The sequence below is a fragment of the Anaerococcus lactolyticus ATCC 51172 genome, from assembly GCF_000156575.1.
Taxonomy (GTDB): Bacteria; Bacillota; Clostridia; order Tissierellales; family Peptoniphilaceae; genus Anaerococcus; species Anaerococcus lactolyticus.
Window position 1 is genome coordinate 210,751 of sequence record NZ_GG666047.1, and the last position, 18,922, is coordinate 229,672.

At 31.5% G+C, this 18,922-nt stretch carries 15 protein-coding genes, 1 pseudogene and 2 riboswitches; of the genes and pseudogenes, 13 read left to right on the plus strand and 3 right to left on the minus strand.

Annotation, left to right across the window (positions count from 1 at the left end):
* Nucleotides 1-11 precede the first annotated feature (11 nt).
* The 5 genes from nrdD to HMPREF0072_RS07665 are packed head-to-tail and all read left to right on the plus strand — an operon-like array spanning nt 12 to nt 4,616.
* The gene (nrdD, locus tag HMPREF0072_RS07645; RefSeq protein ID WP_004828880.1) at nt 12-2,132 is read left to right on the plus strand and encodes an anaerobic ribonucleoside-triphosphate reductase; all 2,121 of its coding nucleotides are present in this window, start codon (nt 12-14) and stop codon (nt 2,130-2,132) included.
* Nucleotides 2,129-2,629 (plus strand): anaerobic ribonucleoside-triphosphate reductase activating protein, encoded by a 501-nt coding sequence (gene nrdG / locus HMPREF0072_RS07650; protein WP_004828882.1) that lies wholly within the window; start codon nt 2,129-2,131, stop codon nt 2,627-2,629. The genes nrdD and nrdG overlap by 4 nt, the downstream gene beginning before the upstream one ends.
* A 24-nt stretch (nt 2,630-2,653) precedes the next feature.
* A complete protein-coding gene (locus HMPREF0072_RS07655) occupies nt 2,654-3,241 on the plus strand; it encodes a LemA family protein (protein WP_004828884.1) in 588 nt (195 codons plus the stop codon).
* Nucleotides 3,242-3,272: 31 nt separating this feature from the next.
* Nucleotides 3,273-4,103 (plus strand): TPM domain-containing protein, encoded by an 831-nt coding sequence (locus HMPREF0072_RS07660; RefSeq protein ID WP_004828886.1) that lies wholly within the window; start codon nt 3,273-3,275, stop codon nt 4,101-4,103.
* Nucleotides 4,104-4,112: 9 nt separating this feature from the next.
* Nucleotides 4,113-4,616, plus strand: coding sequence for a nucleoside 2-deoxyribosyltransferase (locus HMPREF0072_RS07665; protein ID WP_004828887.1), 504 nt, complete (start codon nt 4,113-4,115; stop codon nt 4,614-4,616).
* A gap of 58 nt (nt 4,617-4,674) precedes the next feature.
* Here the strand turns inward: HMPREF0072_RS07665 and tenA are convergent, their stop codons facing one another.
* Nucleotides 4,675-5,343 carry a thiaminase II gene (gene tenA / locus HMPREF0072_RS07670; RefSeq protein ID WP_004828889.1) on the minus strand — a complete coding sequence of 223 codons (669 nt, stop codon included), beginning with the start codon at nt 5,341-5,343 and terminating at the stop codon, nt 4,675-4,677.
* Nucleotides 5,344-5,427: 84 nt separating this feature from the next.
* A riboswitch (TPP riboswitch) is annotated at nt 5,428-5,515 on the plus strand.
* A gap of 69 nt (nt 5,516-5,584) precedes the next feature.
* Here tenA and HMPREF0072_RS07675 point away from each other — a divergent pair.
* Complete coding sequence (locus HMPREF0072_RS07675) at nt 5,585-6,286, plus strand: class I SAM-dependent DNA methyltransferase (protein ID WP_004828891.1); 702 nt, start codon at nt 5,585-5,587, stop codon at nt 6,284-6,286.
* Nucleotides 6,287-6,395: 109 nt separating this feature from the next.
* Here HMPREF0072_RS07675 and HMPREF0072_RS07680 read toward each other — a convergent pair whose 3' ends face one another.
* On the minus strand, nt 6,396-6,911 hold the full coding sequence (locus HMPREF0072_RS07680; protein ID WP_004828893.1) for a folate family ECF transporter S component: 516 nt from the start codon (nt 6,909-6,911) through the stop codon (nt 6,396-6,398).
* 21 nt (nt 6,912-6,932) lie between these two features.
* A riboswitch (THF riboswitch) is annotated at nt 6,933-7,018 on the minus strand.
* Between the two features lie 38 nt (nt 7,019-7,056).
* The gene (locus tag HMPREF0072_RS07685; protein WP_004828894.1) at nt 7,057-7,809 is read right to left on the minus strand and encodes a nitroreductase family protein; all 753 of its coding nucleotides are present in this window, start codon (nt 7,807-7,809) and stop codon (nt 7,057-7,059) included.
* Between the two features lie 56 nt (nt 7,810-7,865).
* Between HMPREF0072_RS07685 and HMPREF0072_RS07690 the strand changes: the two genes are divergently transcribed.
* From HMPREF0072_RS07690 to HMPREF0072_RS07725, 7 genes and pseudogenes are all read left to right on the plus strand, one after another.
* A complete protein-coding gene (locus HMPREF0072_RS07690; protein WP_004828896.1) occupies nt 7,866-10,205 on the plus strand; it encodes an ATP-dependent DNA helicase in 2,340 nt (779 codons plus the stop codon).
* Nucleotides 10,186-11,556, plus strand: coding sequence for a 23S rRNA (uracil(1939)-C(5))-methyltransferase RlmD (rlmD, locus tag HMPREF0072_RS07695; protein ID WP_004828898.1), 1,371 nt, complete (start codon nt 10,186-10,188; stop codon nt 11,554-11,556). Before HMPREF0072_RS07690 ends, rlmD begins: the two co-directional genes overlap by 20 nt.
* Before the next feature lie 314 nt (nt 11,557-11,870).
* The gene (locus HMPREF0072_RS07700; protein WP_004828900.1) at nt 11,871-12,458 is read left to right on the plus strand and encodes a type IV toxin-antitoxin system AbiEi family antitoxin domain-containing protein; all 588 of its coding nucleotides are present in this window, start codon (nt 11,871-11,873) and stop codon (nt 12,456-12,458) included.
* Nucleotides 12,459-12,833: 375 nt separating this feature from the next.
* A pseudogene (locus HMPREF0072_RS07710) lies at nt 12,834-13,196 on the plus strand (nucleotidyl transferase AbiEii/AbiGii toxin family protein); the annotation flags it as partial.
* A gap of 390 nt (nt 13,197-13,586) precedes the next feature.
* Entirely contained in the window at nt 13,587-14,864 is a 1,278-nt protein-coding gene (locus tag HMPREF0072_RS07715) for an AbiJ-related protein (RefSeq protein ID WP_039931242.1), read from the plus strand.
* Nucleotides 14,865-14,876: 12 nt separating this feature from the next.
* A complete protein-coding gene (locus tag HMPREF0072_RS07720; RefSeq protein ID WP_039931243.1) occupies nt 14,877-15,701 on the plus strand; it encodes a Hachiman antiphage defense system protein HamA in 825 nt (274 codons plus the stop codon).
* Nucleotides 15,695-18,793, plus strand: a complete 3,099-nt coding sequence (locus HMPREF0072_RS07725; RefSeq protein ID WP_004828910.1) for a DEAD/DEAH box helicase — start codon at nt 15,695-15,697, stop codon at nt 18,791-18,793. The genes HMPREF0072_RS07720 and HMPREF0072_RS07725 overlap by 7 nt, the downstream gene beginning before the upstream one ends.
* The last annotated feature ends 129 nt before the right edge of the window (nt 18,794-18,922 follow it).

An 18,922-nucleotide genomic window follows, 5' to 3' on the forward strand; every position in this document is an offset into this window, starting at 1 on the left:
CGGAGGTAAAAATGTTACAGGTTATTAAAAGAGATGGGACTAAAGTCGATTTTAATAAAGATAAGATTACCATAGCTATTGAAAAAGCCATGCACTCCCCAAGTGGTATTTATGTGGAAGGTCAGGCAGCAGAAATAGCTAGTGAAATCGAGGAGAGATCTAAAAATAAAAGAGAAATCTCTATCTATGAAATCGAAGATTTAGTCTACTATAAACTAATAGATAGAAAAAATCCTGCTACAGCTAAATCCTACGAGTCATATAAGTCAGTTCAGGCTTATAAACGTGAGCAAAATACATCTGACGATGAAATAATCGGTCTTTTAAATCAAACTAACATAGATGTAATGGATGAAAACTCAAATAAAAATCCAATCATTGCTTCAACTCAGAGGGATCTAATAGCAGGTGAGGTAGCTAAGGATATTGCAAAAAGAAAGCTTATCCCACTAGATTTAGTGGAAGCCCATGATTCAGGTGCTATTCACATCCACGATCTTGATTATCTAATCCAACCAATTTTCAATTGCTGTTTGGTAGATATGAAAGATATGCTTGATAATGGAACAGTTGTAAATGAAAAGATGATTGAATCACCAAAATCTTTCCAGGTAGCATGCAATGTAATGACTCAAATTATAGCTCAGATTGCATCAAACCAATACGGTGGACAATCTATTAATATTGCGTGCCTAAGTCCTTACTTAGAAAAGTCTTTCGAAAAGAATTTAAAACTCGCAAGTGAAATTTTAAAAGACGATGACCAAGCCAAAAAGATGGCAGATGCCCTTACCCAAAGAGATTTGGAAAGCGGTATCCAAACCATCCAATATCAAATAAACACCTTAATGACTTCAAATGGTCAATCACCTTTTGTTACACTTTTCATGCACACAGATGAAAACGATCCTTACCTTGATCAAACTGTTGAGATTATTAAAGAAATCTTAAAACAAAGAATCCAAGGTATCAAAAACGATCAAGGCGTATATGTAACACCAGCTTTTCCAAAGTTGATTTATGTTCTTGATGAAAACAATATAAATCCAGATTCTAAATATTTCGACCTAACTCGTCTTGCAGCTAAGTGTACTGCAAAAAGAATGTATCCTGATTATATATCAGCTAAAAAGATGCGTGAAAACTACGAAGGCAATGTGTTTGCTCCAATGGGCTGCAGGGCTTTCCTTCCACCTTACAAAGATAAGTATGGAGAATACAAGTTTGACGGTAGGTTTAATATGGGAGTTTGTACAATCAACCTTCCACAAATTGGAATTTTGGCACACGGAGATGAAAAATTATTCTTTGAAATATTAGAAAAAAGACTTGACCTTGTAAAAAGGGTAGGGATTCTGAGATATGATCACCTTGCCAAGGTTACAAGCGATTCTTCTCCAATCCACTTCCAACACGGTGCTATCGCAAGACTTAAAAAGCATGAATCAATAAAACCACTGTTAGAAAATGGCTATGCTACAGTTACAATTGGCTACATTGGAATATATGAGGCCACAAAATTAACTATAGGAGAAAGCCATACTACAAAGAGGGGCCATGACTTTGCCATGAAAATTATGGAAATGTTAAATGACAAGAAAAAGGAATGGTCAGAAGAATACGGCATTGCATTTGCTGTTTACGGTACACCAGCTGAGAGCTTAACCCATAGGTTTGCATCTATAGATAGGGAAAGATTTGGCGATATAAAAGATGTTACAGACAAGGGATATTACACAAATTCCTTCCATGTAGATGTTAGGGAGAATATTTCTGTATTTGATAAGTTTGACTTCGAATCAGAATTCCAAAAATTATCTACAGGTGGATGTATTTCCTATGCAGAAATTCCAAATATGACTAACAATATTGAAGCAGTTCTAACTATGATTGAGTATATTTACGACCACATTCAATATGCTGAGTTTAACACTAAGAGCGATTATTGTGGCAATTGTGGTTATGATGGTGAGATTCTTCTTGATGATAACAACCAATGGTATTGTCCAAATTGTGGCAACCACGATAGGGCAACTCTCACAGTTGTAAGAAGAACTTGTGGTTACCTTGGTGAAAACTTCTGGAATGAAGGAAGAACTAAGGAAATAAAAGCAAGAGTGCTCCATATATGAACTATGCACAAATAAGAAAATATGATGTAGCAAATGGTCCTGGTATCAGGACCACTTTTTTCCTCACAGGTTGTGATAGAAATTGCCCAAATTGTTTTAATACTGACTATATGGATTTTAATCATGGCAAAAAATGGGATGAAGAAGCTGAAAAAGAAGTGATTTCTTATCTAAAACTCAATCAAGTAGAGGGGCTTACAGTACTTGGAGGAGAGCCATTTGAAAATCCCGTTGGTCTTTTACAAGCCCTTAGGAATATAAAAAAAGAAGTCAGTAAGTCAATTTGGGTTTATTCCGGTTTTGTCTATGATGATTTAGTTAATATTTCATTAGCTAGGGAAATTCTTGAAGAAATTGATGTCTTAGTTGATGGAGAATTTATTGAAGAATTAAAAGATTTAAGCCTTAAATTTCGAGGATCTTCTAATCAAAGAGTAATTGATGTAAAGAAATCTTTGGAAAATAATGAAGTAGTCATTTTAAATGGGTATAAATAGATAAAGATAAATTAGGAGGAAGAAATGATAAATCAAAACAAAAGATCAGGTGCAGCAGGGATACTTATTGCAATAATAGCTGTTATTGTAATTGGCTTATTGATGATTGTACCAACCTATAATAGACTTGCAGGCAGTAATGAGAATGTAAATCAAGCTTATGCCCAGGTACAAAACGTTGTTCAAAGAAGAGCAGATTTAATACCAAATCTTGTAAACACAGTAAAGGGTTACACTGACCATGAAGCAGACACCCTAACAAAGGTGACTAATGCCAGAGCTGGAGTTCAAAATGCAACAAATCCAAAAGAACTTGCAGAGGCAAACGACCAACTTACAAGAGCTATTGGCGATATTAATGTTGTTGTAGAAGCTTATCCAGACCTAAAAGCTGATAGTCAATTTGTCCAATTAATGGATGAATTAGCAGGAAGTGAAAATAGGATATCTACAGAAAGAAAGAAATACAACGAGGCTGTCCAAGTTTATAATACTGATATTAGGAGATTTCCAACTAATTTAATAGCGAAATTCACAGGTTATAAACCAGCTGAATACTTCAAGGCAGATGCAAGTGCACAAGAAGCACCAAAGGTAAACTTTGGCAATTAAGATTATTACTAGAAAAGACTAAGGAGTTATTATGGGAAAGGCAAGATTCAAAAAGCTTTGGCTATTACTAATAATTTTTTTCTGCCTTTTTCAATCCAAGACATACGCAAGCATACCGTCACCAACGGATAATTATTACCTCGATAAGTTGAATCTTCTAGATGAACCCACCAAGGAAAATATCAACAAAACTAATAAGCAGTTAGAGGATAAGACAGGAAGCCAAGTTGTGGTAATGACATTACCTAATCCAGATGATCTTGAAGGTAATTATTATGGCACAGAAATTTTTAATGCTTGGAAGATAGGAGATCAGGAAAAAGACAATGGTGTTCTGATTTTGCTATTGATGTCTAAGCAAAAGGGTCATAACCAAATAAATATCATTACAGGCTATGGTATAGAAGGTAGGCTGAATGATGGTAAAATTGGTAGAATAATCGATAATTTTATGCTTGATAGGCTTAGGGATGGAGCTTACTCCCAAGCCCTTAATGAAGGATTTAACGCTGTTGTTGGCGAAATAGCAGCAGAATATGATGTAAAACTAGAAAAAGATTATACAAGTTACCAAAACAACCTATCGAATGAAAATTCAGAAGATGGCTTATCACTTAAGACAATATTCATCTTGTTAATTATTTTTATAATAGTCTCATCAATTATAAATAGAAATAATTACTTTGGTGGAGGAGGTGGGGGCGGCTTCAGAAGAAGACGTTACACCTATCCAAGATTTGGTCCGGGATGGTCATCTTGGGGTGGCTCTAGCTTTGGAGGAGGTTCATCCGGTGGCTTCGGTGGAGGATTTTCGGGTGGTGGAGGTTCATCCGGTGGTGGCGGTGCTGGAAGAAGTTTTTAAGGAGAATAAATGAAAGGATACGTAGCTAGTCATTTTTTTAATGATGCAATGTTTAGGTGGACAGAAGATTTGGCCCAATATATAGAAAATAATACATCGCTTGAACTTTATGTTCCACAAAGAAATGCAGATATAAACGATAAGAAAAATAACGATGCGATAATTACTGATATAAAAATATCTCAGGCTGATACTGCTCATCTTAAGGAAGCTAATATCTTAATTGCAAATCTTGACGGATTAACAATCGATGATGGAGTAGCAGCTGAGATTATGGCCCATGGCGTTATGAGAGAACTTGAATTAGACCATGGAATAGATTTTCCAAGGATGATTATCGGGATAATCACAGATATGAGATATCTTGGTACAGGTGAGAATAAACTCTATAGAAACCTGATGGTTGTTGGAAAAGTAAAGGAGCATGGCCACTTGGTAGTTGGTTACGCAGGTGATGACTCATTTAAGAAAGAAGTTGTAGATTGTATAAATAAATTTATGGCAGAAAATTAATTTTAATTTAAAAGGTGATGCTTAAGAATAAAAAAACTATTCTTCGCATCACTCTTTTTTAAAATAAATCGCCCTTATTATAGACCATATCCCAAAATTTAAGCTCATAAGTTAAACAATTTTTAAAAATTTCTATTAAAGCATCCATTTTTTCTTTTGTCATTTCTTTGCTGAGTTCATTGATTTCATTAACTGTCCCATCTACATATGAAAGATAAACCGGATCAAGGTATCCTGTTATAAATTTCCCGTAAACTTCGTGGTTTTTGGCTTGAGGATTAACCCTGTCTATGTGCCTAAAAATATTGACATACCCCAGATCACAAGCCATAAGCACCATTAATATTTCTTCATAACCACCTAGTATGGATTGGGATATTCTGTAATTTGAATAGGAAAGGTTGGTTAGGTTTGCTTGTCGATTTTCGATTTCTTTTATATCTATGTCAAAATCTTTCATAAGGCCACGGTGGATTGCCATTTCATTTTCCATACAATTGTTTATGAGATAGGCAAACTTTCTGATTATTTCCTTATTATTAGTCTTTGCAAGACCTATGGCAAAAATCTTCACGTGCTCCCATAGGTAAATGTAGTCTTCTTCAAGATAGTATTTGAATCTTGATATTTCAAGGTCACCCCTTATTAAACCCTCTATGAAGGGGTGGTTATAAAGGTCTTGCCAGATGTCTTTTGTTTGTTCATATAAGTAGTCAATAAATTTCATAAGTCCTCCAATACCTAAATCATACCCGTTTTTACTTTAAATTTACCATAAAGCTGATATAATATAATTAACAATTAAATATCTCTTTTATATTCGGGGTGCCAAGTGCTGAGATTATACCCGCTAACCTGATAAACTTAGTAGTTTCGTAGGGAAATAAAAAGCGATTTCAACTCTTTTTTCCGAATATAAGAAAAAAGAGTTTTTTTAATTAAAAAAATTACGAAATTAGGAGAATAAGATGAAAGCAAAATTTGACGGATTAGCCAATAAGTACGATCAATGGTTTATGGAAAATGAAAATATGTATTTAACAGAGTTAAATGTTGTAGAAATGGCTCTAAAAAGTGTCAAGACAGAAAAATCTCTTTCAGTAGGTTGTGGAAGTGGTTTATTCGAAGTTTCTTTAAAAGATAGAGGGCTTACAATCACTGATGGTTTGGAACCTTCAAAAGATATGGCTGAAATAGCTGAAAAAAGAGGATTAAATGTAAAAATTGGAATAATTGAGGATGCTAAATTAGAAGATGAATACTATGATTGCATTTACCTAAATGGTTCATCAACTTATATAGAAGATTTGGAAAGCGCCTACAAGACTGTTTACAAGGCCCTAAAACCAGGTGGACACATTGTCGTAATAGATGTTCCTAAGGAAAGTTCCTTCGGTATCCTTTACCAATTTGCTGCTCATGCAAAGACTTTTGATTTAGCAAATTTTGAGGGAATTTTACCAAAATCACCATACCCAATTGAACTTGTTACAAATACAGTCATGACAACAACTCCATATAAACGTGATGTACTTAAAAAGGTTGGTTTTAAAGATTTTAAATTTTATCAAACCCTAACCACAGATCCTGCTTATTCTGATGATTATGTAGAAGAAGCCCAAGAAGGCTATGATAAGGGATCTTATGTTGCAATAGTTGGTCAAAAATAGAATTATAGTCCCATTTTTATTATTTTAAATATGGTATTAAATTTATTACTCTTTAAATTATAAACACTTGAAAAAGGCGAGGATTTATTCCTCGCCTATTTTAAAATATTTATTTTATTTTTGGTACAAGTTTAGTTACTATAAAATACAACAAGATGTAGTTTATGATTCCATCTATTAAAACTTTTATAAAACGTGTAGCTAACATAACCTTATAAGGATTGTTAAATAGCTGGCTTAACCATAGTGTATTTAAGAACATATGGCAGATGTAAAATACAAAAAATACCATAAGGCCTATTTGCACCTTCAAAGAAATATTTTTTCTTTTACCATATACTGTAATAAGTCCTGGAATTAGACCAGTCAAAACAGATACTAAGGTAAATCCAAAGTGTGGTGTGCCTCCAGCGTTTATAGCAACACCTATTAAGTCAGCAGCAAGTCCAGCAAGGGCACCAGAAAGTGGGCCTAGGATAATACCTGCTAGCATTAATGGCAAGTGGCCAAAAGAAAACTTAATTGAAGGTGTGATGAAAATACCAAAAAATCTTGAAAAGATAATTGATAAAGCTGTAAGCATTGCAGCCTTCACGAGTGAATCAACACTAATTTTTTTATTCATTTTTTCCCCTTTCTATCAGAGGTCAGCGGTTGCGATAAAGAATCGGAAGTTTCGTCTGGAAACAACAACCCATTTTCCAGCACTAATCGCTCTTTATCTACTCTGATATGTTAATTATAAACTATTTGAGGAAAATTTCAAAATTTTAATCCGGATTTATAACGAAGCCTTGATCCATAAGAGTTTTAAACATTTTATTTCTATTTTTTACAATACTTCCTTGCTTTTTAGGAATTTGGCTAGAAAAGGATTCACTTTTTCTACCAGAATCTCTCAGATCATAATAGGTTGTCATTTCCTCATCGTATTCTTTGATTAAATTGAGGTAAGAATCATAAATCTTATAGGAATTTTCGAAAGTTTTTAAATTTATATCAAGTCTTGGTTTTATTTGTGGATTTTGGTTTGGAACTCCAAAACCGACCCCAACAGCAGGATAGGTTAATTTTGGCATCTTTAATATCTCGATAACTTTCTTTGTATCGTTATGGATATTGCCAAAATAATTCGCTCCAAGACCCAAAGATTCAACTGCTATTGTCAGATTTTGGGCAGCTATAATAGCGTCAGTAAAGCCTTGGATAAACTTATCAAAACTTATCATTGTATCATTTTCTAGTCCCATTTCCCTAGCTATTTCATAGTTTCTTTTTAAATCTACAATGAAAATCCAAAGTTCTGTCGCCCTTGCCATGTAGGCCTGGTTACCATTTTCTGCTAATTTTTCTTTGATTTTTGGATTAGTCACCCTAATTATGGACATGTTTTGCATGCCATTTGATGATGCAGACATGTTAACTACCTCAAGTAGGGTTTTTATAGTTTCCTCATTTATCTTTTCACCAGTAAATTCTCTTATGGTTCTGTGATTTAATTGATTTTTAATTGTCTGGTTCATCTTTATCTCCTTTCTTTATTTATACCCAAAGGAGTATAATAAACCTGGGAGAAGTTATGAAAATAAGGACATCTGTTAGAAACTTAATTGAATTTGTAATGAGATCTGGTGATATTGATAACAGGTTTAGGGACAATACTAGGATGATAGAAGGCATCAGGGCCCATCAAAAAATTCAATCAAAGTATGATATGACTTATAAAAAAGAATATAAACTTAAAAATACTACTATCTATAAGGATGTAGTTTTTGAGGTTGAAGGCAGGGCAGATGGGCTTGGGAAAAAAGATGGGATTTACCTAATAGATGAGATTAAGTCTACATCAAGAAAGCTCGATGAGTTAGATGATAATAACAAACTTCATTGGGCTCAGGCTATGTGCTATGCCTATTTTTATGCTTTGGATAAGTCACAAGCTCAGATGCTTATTTCTTTAACTTATGTATCGGTGGATGATTACAAGTCAAGAATATTTGAAAAATCTTTTACTTTTGAAGAGCTTAATGAGTTTTATTTTAAGCTGTTGGATGAATATATAATATTCTCAAAAATTTTGGCAACTAATAAAGAAAAAAGAGATAGGTCCATAAAAGATTTAGATTTTCCTTATGAATCTTATAGGAAAGGCCAGAGAAAGATGGCTGTGGCAGTTTATACTGCAATCTTAGATGAGAAAAATTTGTTTGTGGATGCACCTACGGGGATAGGAAAGACAATTTCTGCAATATTTCCTACTATAAAATCCATGTCAGAGGGTCTGACAGACAAGGTTTTTTATCTTACAAGCAAGAACACCATAGCCAACGAAGCTTTAAAAACTCTTAATCTTCTAAAAAATAAGGGACTTTTTGTAAAAGCTCTCCACATAACAAGTAAGGAAAAAATTTGCTTAAATGAAGAAGTATCATGCAATCCTGTCGATTGTCCTTATGCTAAGGGTCACTTCGATAGGGTTAATGATGCATTAAAAGATATTTTAGAGAATGAAAATATCATAGATTATGATATAATTGTTGAGTATGCGAAAAAGTATATGGTTTGTCCCTTGGAATTTGAGCTTGATATAAGCCTTTATTCGGATTTTATTATTTGTGATTATAACTATGTTTTTGATCCAAATGTATTTTTGAAGAGGTTTTTTGAGGAAGTTATAGATTCCTATGTATTTTTGATAGATGAAGCTCACAACCTTTTAGATAGAACTAGGGATATGTATTCCTATTCTTTTAAAGATACCACATTCACATCATTAATTGAACTTTTAGATGAAAAGAAGGATAAAAAGTTAAGAAAAAAGTTAGGACAAATTGTCGATGATTTTTATAAGCTGGGCGAAATCAGCAAAAGGGAGTATTATTTTACAAGTGACTATATAGACGCTTTAGACAAGGACTTATTATCTTTAAGCAAAATAATGGAGAGATTTTTGGTAGAAAAAATTGACCATGATGCTTATGATTTAGTTCTTGACCTTTACTTTGAAATAAATAAGTATTTGAAAATCTCAGATTATTTTACTGAGGGTTTTTATAATGTGATTTCTTATGACTCAGAAAGTATGGAGAGAAGCTTTGAGATAAAGTGTGTTGATCCGAGGGAAGTACTTAAAAATAAATACAAACTCGCTAGGTCTGCTATATTTTTCTCGGCAACCCTATCGCCTATGACTTATTTTGTGAAGGCCTTGGCAGGAGAAGAATCACTAAAACTGAGATTAGAAATGCCTTTTAATCAGGATCATCTTTTGATTTTGAAGAAAAATTTATCCACTAGATATAGGGATAGAAATAGAAACCTTGCCTTGGTAGCAGAAGCTATTAACGAATTTGTTACTTGCAAAAAAGGTAATTATTTTATATTTTTTCCATCATATTCTTATATGGAAGATGTGGCAGAATATTATAGGGATAACTTTACCAATGATATACTTAATCAAGAAAGAATTATGACAGGCGAATCTAGGAGCGAATTTCTAAATGAATTTACCTACGAATCTAACAAGGTCGGTTTTCTTGTTCTTGGTGGGATTTTTTCTGAAGGCGTTGATCTAATTGGTGATAGACTTATTGGGTCTATGATTATCTCAGTTGGTATGCCTGGTGTATCAAAGGAAAGAGATTTGATTAAGTATCATTTTGACAAAGAAGGTTACAATGGATTTGACTATTCCTATACCTATCCTGGCCTAAATAAGGTATTTCAGGCTGCTGGCAGGGTTATAAGAGGGGAAGAAGATAGGGGAATAATTTATCTTTTAGATGATAGGTATTCTTGGCAAAAATATATGAATCTTTTCCCTAAACATTGGACAAATCAAGTAATGGTTAATAATAAACAAGAATTTGAACAAATTATAAATAAATTTTGGAGTATAGATGAAGAAAAGACCAACTAAAGATATCAAGATCACTCAGATGAAATATCCAAATATTTCGATTGGTTTTGATGATAATGATAGAAAAGTTGAATTTAAAGGTGGACTATTGGGGCAAACTGTAAGAGTTAAGGCAGGCAAGAAAAACAAGGATAGGATAAAAGCAAAATACATAGAACTCCTTGAAGAATCAAAGCTTGAAAACGCTAGGGAATTTTGTCCACAAGCAGCAATTTGTGGTGGTTGTGCTTACCAAAAACTTGCCTATGAAACCGAACTTATGCTTAAACACGGCATGATAAAAGACCTATTTAAAGATAACGGTATTGAATATAATAATGACATAAGCATAAATAGGTCACCGATAACAAGTGGATTTAGAAATAAGATGGAATACACCTTTGGTGATTCGATTAAGGGTGGACCTCTTGTTTTAGGCCTCCATAGAAAAAGAAGATTTTATGAAATAGTTGATTGTAAGAATTGCAATATTGTGGATTCTGACTTTAACACTATAAGGTCTAAGGTACAGGAATATTTTAGGGAAAAAGAAACAGACTTCTACCACAAAATGGCTAAGGAAGGGCTATTAAGGCATCTTGTCATTAGAAAAGCCATGCATACTGACCAAATCATGGTGATTTTGGTAACTACAAGTGATTCTACATTTGACGACACAAGACTTAGATTGTTTTTAAATATGTTATTAGATATAGATTTTGACGGCAGAATATTTTCAGTCTACCACGTCATCAATGATTCTGTAGCAGATGCAGTAATACCAGAAAAAATCAAACTAATCTATGGCAAAGAATACATCACAGAAGAGATGATGGGTCTTCAATTTAGGATATCACCATTTTCCTTCTTCCAACCTAATGTATTTACTGCAGAAAAACTCTACCAAAAAGCCTTTGACTTGGCAGAAATTGATAAGACTATGGATATTCTTGATCTTTATTCTGGAACGGGCACCATTACACAATTGATGGCAAGTGTTGCAAAGAGCGCAACAGGCATAGAAATAGTAGAGGAAGCGGTAGAAAAAGCAAAAGAAAATGCAAGAATAAATGGTCTTGATAATGTAAACTTTTTGTGTGGGGATGTTCTTGAAGAGATAGAAAAAGTTGGAAATAAGTATGATGTTGTAGTTCTAGACCCACCAAGAGCCGGAATTAGCCCAGCATCTCTAGAAAAAATCCTAAACATAGACTGCAAAAAGTTTGTCTACATCTCCTGCAATCCAAAAACCCAAATGGAAAATTTAAAAACCTTTATAGAAAAGGGATATGAAATAAAAGATTACGAAATCTATGATCAATTCCCTAATTCAAGACATTTGGAGGCTATAGCGTTGATACAAAAGATGTAAATTTAGAAATCCTGCATTTTAATGAGTTTTATAAGCATTTTGTCTTCGATAAAGATGAAGAAGGATACGTCAAAAAGACTCAAAAAAACTACATGGACGTGAGAGTTGTTTTGAGACTAGTATGAGGAAACACAAAAAATATATTTAACTCATTTTGTACTTTCTACAAGAGTGGCTTAAAAGGCTGCTCTTTTTTTTATTAAAGGGAGTAAGGAATCGTTACATCCTTTTTCAAAAAATGGAAAACTCATAAGCAACTTTACATATTCGCTTTTATAACATATAATAAAAGCGTAAACGAGAGGAGGCAGACTATGAATACACTTAAAAATTATATAAAAGAAAATTTAGTAATCACCAACAAAGAAGCAGAAGAACTTGGATATACTAGGCATAATTTATCAGAATTAACAAAAATCGGACAATTAGAAAGATTAAGACCAGGACTATATCAATTAAAAGGAAAAGTAATAGACGATTTTGTTTTAATATCATCAAATAGCAATCGAATTATATTTTCCCATCAAACAGCCCTATACCTCCACGACCTATCCGATAGGACTCCAAATGTATTTCATATATCTGTACCCCAAGGCTACAATGCAAGTCATATCAAGAAAAGATATGAAGATTTACAAGTTCACTATGTAAAAAAAGACTTATACGAACTAGGAAAGACAGAAATAAAATCACCACAAGGCAACCTTATCCCAGTTTATGATATTGATCGAACAATTTGTGACATCATAATCGACAGAGAAAAAATAGATAAGCAGATTTTCATAGAAGCCATAAAAAGATACTTTAAATCACAAAATAAAAATCTAAGACGACTCATAAAATACAGTAGACTATTTAAAATAGAAAATGAAATTAGGAAATATATGGAGGTGTTATCGTGATTAATATCGAGAGTATAAAGGGCAAGATAAGAAGTCTTGCAGAGAAGAAAAATACGTTCTTAAAAGCCTTAAAGTATAATATATTTGGACTTTTTATTTTTGGTGTTTCTTATTTTTTGAAATATGATATAAATAAGACTCATACAAAAGAAATATTATTAATATTATCTCTATGTGAGGTTTGTTATTGGTTAACGGTTGTAATTGGATTATTGGTTATTACGAAGTTAAAAGTTAAAAAATAAATTTTGGCACCTATTTTACAAAATTATAGGTGCTTTTTTGATTTCGGAAAATTAATGATGGGATATTGGATAATATAATAAATAATCGTAGGAGAAATTATAAATATAGATGTAGATGATGGGATAAAATATAAAAATAATGGCATATCCATTAGAAACAATTTTAGCTGAAAAATACGAAACCATAATCAGAAGAAATATAGCAACAACAAGAATGAGAGACTTTTACGACCTATACACCGTCTACAAACTAAAAAAAGACCAGATAGATTATAAAATTTTAAAAGAGGCAATAGAGAGAACCTCAAAGAAAAGAGGAAGTCAGGAGATAATGAAAGACTATGAGGAAATAATCGAGGACATAAAAGAAGATTCATACCTAAGATCCTTGTGGGATGTATATCTCAGTGAAAATAAGTATATTGGAGATTTGAACTTTGATAAGGTTGTTAGTGTAGTTACAATTTTATCAAATAGAATTAATGAGATGTAATATTCCAGACATTGTCTAGGAAATCATAGACAAGAAATATTAAGTATAGAAGTGGAATTATTCTACTTCTTTTTTTAATACTTAAATGTTATTTCAAGGAGAACGTTTTTATATTAAGCGGACATTTAATGGTATAATATAATAAATATAAGTCTTCAACATTGGTATATTGAGAACTTTTAGTCATAAAGGATTATTAAAAAAACTAATAGATTTAGATATGACAAAAAGAAATTGATGAAAATAGCAAAATTTGGAAAATTTAGCTTTATAAAATTAAGAATGGCAAACCATAACCACAGATGTTTTGCTTAGGATCTGCAATGTTTTAGATTATGATATTTATGAAATAGTAGAATGTGTGAAAATATAAAATTAGGAGATTATATTTTGAATAAAATCACAGGAGTTACAAGACGAGATATTTTTGATTTATTCAGGAAAGGAATAACAGAAGATAATTGGTTATCAATAGAGAATATTTTTTACCCTTATTATGGTCGATTTGATATTGTTGAATTTTTAAAAAGATTGTATAACTTAGCAGATTTGAAAAGTATAGATTCAAGAGTTGATAATGCAGAAGAAGAAATTATAATGCATACACATAATGGAGATTATCCAGACGATTGGATATTCGAAGACGAAAGATTTCAACTGTTTGATGGCGAAGATAATATTTTACTTGATTTTATTTGCGAAGTGTTTCATCCAGAAGTTAGGGATGAAAATGGGGTTTGGGAAAGATATTTAGAAAGAATAAATGTTTTACTAAAAGAAGATGGATATGAGATAGTTGCCACAAGTAAATTGTCAGGAAGAGATGTCTATAGCTGGAAAATATATAGAATAATACCGGATATGTATATTCCTTTTTCAGAAAGAAATAAATCTCTAATACTAAATAAAAAAATTAGCGTTAAACTTCCTAATGGGGTGAGATATCAACTTTTTAAGGTAATGAATGAGTATGATGAAATATTTTACTTGACCGATAAAACTAACTGGAATTATACAAAATATAGTAGTGAATGTGTTCTGGAAGATATTAATAAATTTTATTTGCCGAAACATTATGTTAATAAAGAACTTGTTGAAATAAAAGGGTTTAAAGATTTTCAGGAGGGAACTTCACCTTCAACTGTATTTGATGTTATTGAAAGTTTTAGTCGTCACACTACTGAATATGAAAAATTTGAAAAAGAAATAAATACTATCTTTAAATTAAATGATATTAATATAGAGCTTAAGAGTGGAGAAATACACTCAATCAATAATATAGCAATAGAACTTGATTCTTCTATAAGAATTAGTGAAGCAGGTATTGAAGAGTTAATTGCAACGGCTGATGACTTGTATAGAAAAGGGAAGTACTCCTATGCTGTTGAAAAAATATGGGATGCTTTTGAAAGAATTAAAACGTATTATTATCCTGCCTTGAATAAGAAAAAATCAGCAGAAAAAATTATTAAAGATATAAGCTTTGAAAATGAAAATATCGAAATGATGTTTGATGTTGAATTCAAAACATTGACGGATATTGGGAATAATTATCGTATAAGACATCATGAAATTAATAAAATAGATATTAGCAAGGAATTACATTATAAGTATTTCTATAAAAGATGTTTGGCATTAATTTCTGTATTATTAGAAAATTTACAGTAATGGGGGATGAATTTGTTTTTTGATAATAGTAAATATTTTATATTTGATAAATTAATACCTACCTCAAGTGGAGAAGAAATTCAGGTCTATAAACTTAATAGTGAATTGTTAGATGATAATAGTTTGAATAATTGGGCTTTGGGATTAAGGGATAATTATGTTGAAGAAATTCTATTAGAGTCTCTAGTCCGAGGAACAGGATTAACGCAAAAAGAGTTTTTGGAGAAGAATATATTTCCCAATCATCAAAATAAACTGGGTGCTTCAACTATGTCTGGGGAATTCGGAGAGATATTGGTATATGACTATATAAATTTTGTTCTAAAGCACTATATTACTAGAACTAGGTATTTGGAAAAAGTCAATCCTGATATGCCAGTATCCGGAAGTGATGTGATAGGATATAAAGTTAAAAATATTAATAAACCAAGTAAGTCTGATCACTTAATAGTTGCTGAAGTAAAAACTCGTTCTAGCAAAGTTGGAAATAAAAACAGGTTGTGTGAAAAAACAGTTAAAGATGCCATAGAACACTCTATTAAAGATAGGGTTCGAATCGGTGAGTCACTAAATGCCGAAAAAAGGAGATTACTTAATCGTTCAAGAAATGACGAGGCAAAAATAGTAGAAAGATTTCAAAATAAAACAGACAATCCATTTACATTAGACTTTTTTGCAGTTGCTGTATTGGATAATGAATTGTATTCAGACCAAGTGGTTTTGGATGTGGTTAATAGTCAGCATGAAAATATAAAATCTACGAATATATTGATAATTCATTCTAAAGAATTGAAGCTCTTCTTAAGGGATTTATATAGGAGGGCTTGCTTATGCTGATAGAAAGTACTTCAAAGTACTATTTGAAAAAGGTTCGAGCAAAAGCAAAAATGTATGAATATGGAGTGCCAGAGAATCTTCATATTGAAGTTGAAGATCAAGCCAATGATCTCATATTACTTTGCATTGGAATAGTTGGAGACATCGCTAATGAAATATGGAATATGGAACAAGCACCTATAATTCTTCCAAAAGAAAAGGAAGAAGAGTTATACTTTGTGTCAAGATTTTTTGATTCATATTTCCAATCCAAAATGAGTATAGAGATGAATCCATATTATATTTTAATGGGAGCGGTTACTTATTACTTCTGTAATATGAATGGTAGTTCAAAAGTAATGATTAGTATTATGCCAGATTTAAGTGATTTTGAGTTTTTTGCTTCTGGATTAGAAAATGTAATAATGTGGATGTTAGATAATAATCATAAATTTGACGTCGGTAAGATAGATGGAAAATACAGAAACTATATTGTGCAATTAGTTGATTACTATAATATGTTTTTTGATTGCAAAAATCCTAACAACTCGAATTTTGATGATTTTAGAAGTTATGTTTATAAACTTGGTAACGATAGAGAAATATTATTTACAGATATTATATTAGCAATATTGAAAAAGAAAATTTATAATTCGTGTATTAATCTAATGCCACTATATTCTGGTATTGACAAGAACGATTGGATTTCAACATTTAAGAACAATGCGCTGATGAAAGAAATGTGGTCATCCCAGATTTTACTAGGTAAAGAAGGAATTTTCGAAGGAAAATCAGGTTTTATTCAAATGCCAACAAGCTCTGGTAAAACAACATCTGTAGCACTTGCTGTACAAGCTGCTTTTCTATCACATAGAACTTCAATTGTAGTTGTAGTAGCTCCATTTAGAGCTTTATGTAAGGAAATAATGCTTGATATGGAAAAGTTTTTTGCGTTTGATGAAAATATATCTGTAACTGAGTTTTCTGATATTCCTGAACCTAGCGAAATAGAGTTGGTTAAATCTGAGTCTATTGGTAAAAAAATATTTGTTATGACTCCAGAAAAGTTGGAATATATTTTAAAACACGATACGGAAATAATTGAAAGTATTAACATGATTGTTTTTGATGAAGCGCATTTGTTTGATGATGAATCAAGAGGAACAGATTACGAACTTTTACTGACAACAATAAATAGCTATCTTAGACCAGATGCACAGAAGATATTAGTTTCAGCAGTAATTTCTAATGCTGAGCAATTAAATGCGTGGATTAACGATGATGGTATTGTTATAAAAAATAATACAATTAAAACATCAGAGAAAACGGTAGCCTTTAATACATTTACATCGACTAATGTTAATAATGCTTATAGTAATCTTTATTTTGTGGATCCAAATAAATATCTAGAAGAAGAATTTTATGTACCAAGAGTAGTCCAAACAAGAGAAATAAATAAAAAAGGTAATGAGAAAAAATTAAGATATTTTCCTGATTTTAAAAATAATACGCAAGATGTAGGCATTTATTATGCTATTAAATTAATAAGAAACGGCTGTATTGCAATATTTTGCTCAAAAAAAGATAGTGTAAATAAGATATTGCTAAGATTTATTGAATTAAAAGAGAGAGGAGTTTCTCTTGAAGATTTTAGTCGTTTGTCAGATTATGCTGAGTGTTCAAAAATTGCATATTTAATAAGAGAACATTTTGGTGAAAATGATTTATACACGGCAGCATTAAATGGTATTGTGGGGCATCATTCAGGTATACCGAACGGAGTAAGAATTGCTGAAGAATATGCTTTGAAAAAATCATTAGTTCGTTGTGTAGTATGTACTTCTACATTGGCACAAGGAGTAAATTTGCCAATTAAATATTTAATCGTATCAAGTGTTTATCAATCAAAACAGGTAATTAAAGTTAGAGATTTCCATAATTTGATAGGAAGAACAGCAAGAGCAGGAAAAGAGACAGAAGGAACTATCATTCTAACAGAAAATATCTATAAAAATAGTAAAGAAGACTATAAATTAAATAAGTATAAACGTTTGCTTAATGCTGACAATTCTGAGGAGTGTTCTAGCAATCTTTTGAAATTAGTCAGAGAAGTTGATTTAGGAAATAATAGAACAATCAGTTTTGACTTTTTGAAAAAATACATTAATTCCAGATATTCTAATAAGGCTGAATACACTGAATTGAAAAAAGGTATTATTGAATATAAAGAGCAGGGAAAGGAATGTGGTGAAGAAATTTTTTATAAAATGAATGAAATAGATCATATTCTAGTATCATTGGAAAATTTTATACTTGGCTTTGTAGATGTTGAAGATGAAAGTTTTGAAATTATTAAATCTACATATGGGTACTACTTGGCAAATGAAGAAGAAAAAGAAGAATTGAAGAATATATATAACCTTATTAAAAGTAGTATTGATAGTCTTGAAGTTACTAATAAACTGATTTACAGAAAAAGCATGTTAGGCATATTGAAAATGAAAGAACTATCTATATTTATAGATAATAATTTGTATGAAATAGTAAATGCGAATTTTGATGAATTAATTAGAATTATTGCTAATAGACTTAAAGAATCAGAGGTTTGCAAGATTATTCCTAAATTTGTTGATGATAGCTATGTGTATGATTTATTAAAAATATGGATTAATGGTAAAAGTTATATTGAAATCTGGAGCTATGCAAAATCAGTAAATTTGTTAGTTAAGCGGGGTAAAAGAAGTAGAGATATATCATTGGAAGACATAATAACTTTATGTGATTCGGACTTTGGATATGCTTCATTAACTATAATACAGGCTATTATAGAAGTTTTAAATACCAAGGATTGTAGTGAAAATACACAGGAAAATTTAAGCGATATAATTTATAGAATAAGATATGGATTACCGAACAAAGAGTCTGTGTTTATATATGAACTTGGATTTGCAGATAGAATTATTTCGCAAAAAATTGCTAATGAAATAAGTGATTTTGACTGTAGCACAAAAACGAAAACAAAATCTACAATAAAAAGTAATAGAGAGAAATTACGAGTATTATTGTCAAACTATCCATCCTATTTCTTGGATAGACTTCAAAAACTAAGATAATATTTCAAGGAGATAGAAGTTATTTTTCCATCTCCTTACGTATGTAAATTCCATAGTTATTTCGTATTTGATAAAGCCCACACGTGTTAGATCTTGTAAGGAGTAATCTTGCATAATTCCATTCCAATT

Excerpts from the sequence above, each read along its gene's own strand:
- HMPREF0072_RS07685 (WP_004828894.1), bottom strand. The coding sequence starts at position 7,809 with ATGAACCAGACAATTAAAAATCAATTAAATCACAGAACCATAAGAGAA.
- HMPREF0072_RS07675 (WP_004828891.1), top strand. The coding sequence starts at position 5,585 with ATGAAAGCAAAATTTGACGGATTAGCCAATAAGTACGATCAATGGTTT.
- HMPREF0072_RS07700 (WP_004828900.1), top strand. The coding sequence starts at position 11,871 with ATGAATACACTTAAAAATTATATAAAAGAAAATTTAGTAATCACCAAC.
- HMPREF0072_RS07680 (WP_004828893.1), bottom strand. The coding sequence starts at position 6,911 with ATGAATAAAAAAATTAGTGTTGATTCACTCGTGAAGGCTGCAATGCTT.
- HMPREF0072_RS07690 (WP_004828896.1), top strand. The coding sequence starts at position 7,866 with ATGAAAATAAGGACATCTGTTAGAAACTTAATTGAATTTGTAATGAGA.
- rlmD (WP_004828898.1), top strand. The coding sequence starts at position 10,186 with ATGAAGAAAAGACCAACTAAAGATATCAAGATCACTCAGATGAAATAT.
- HMPREF0072_RS07725 (WP_004828910.1), top strand. The coding sequence starts at position 15,695 with ATGCTGATAGAAAGTACTTCAAAGTACTATTTGAAAAAGGTTCGAGCA.
- HMPREF0072_RS07665 (WP_004828887.1), top strand. The coding sequence starts at position 4,113 with ATGAAAGGATACGTAGCTAGTCATTTTTTTAATGATGCAATGTTTAGG.
- HMPREF0072_RS07655 (WP_004828884.1), top strand. The coding sequence starts at position 2,654 with ATGATAAATCAAAACAAAAGATCAGGTGCAGCAGGGATACTTATTGCA.
- nrdD (WP_004828880.1), top strand. The coding sequence starts at position 12 with ATGTTACAGGTTATTAAAAGAGATGGGACTAAAGTCGATTTTAATAAA.
- nrdG (WP_004828882.1), top strand. The coding sequence starts at position 2,129 with ATGAACTATGCACAAATAAGAAAATATGATGTAGCAAATGGTCCTGGT.
- tenA (WP_004828889.1), bottom strand. The coding sequence starts at position 5,343 with ATGAAATTTATTGACTACTTATATGAACAAACAAAAGACATCTGGCAA.
- HMPREF0072_RS07660 (WP_004828886.1), top strand. The coding sequence starts at position 3,273 with ATGGGAAAGGCAAGATTCAAAAAGCTTTGGCTATTACTAATAATTTTT.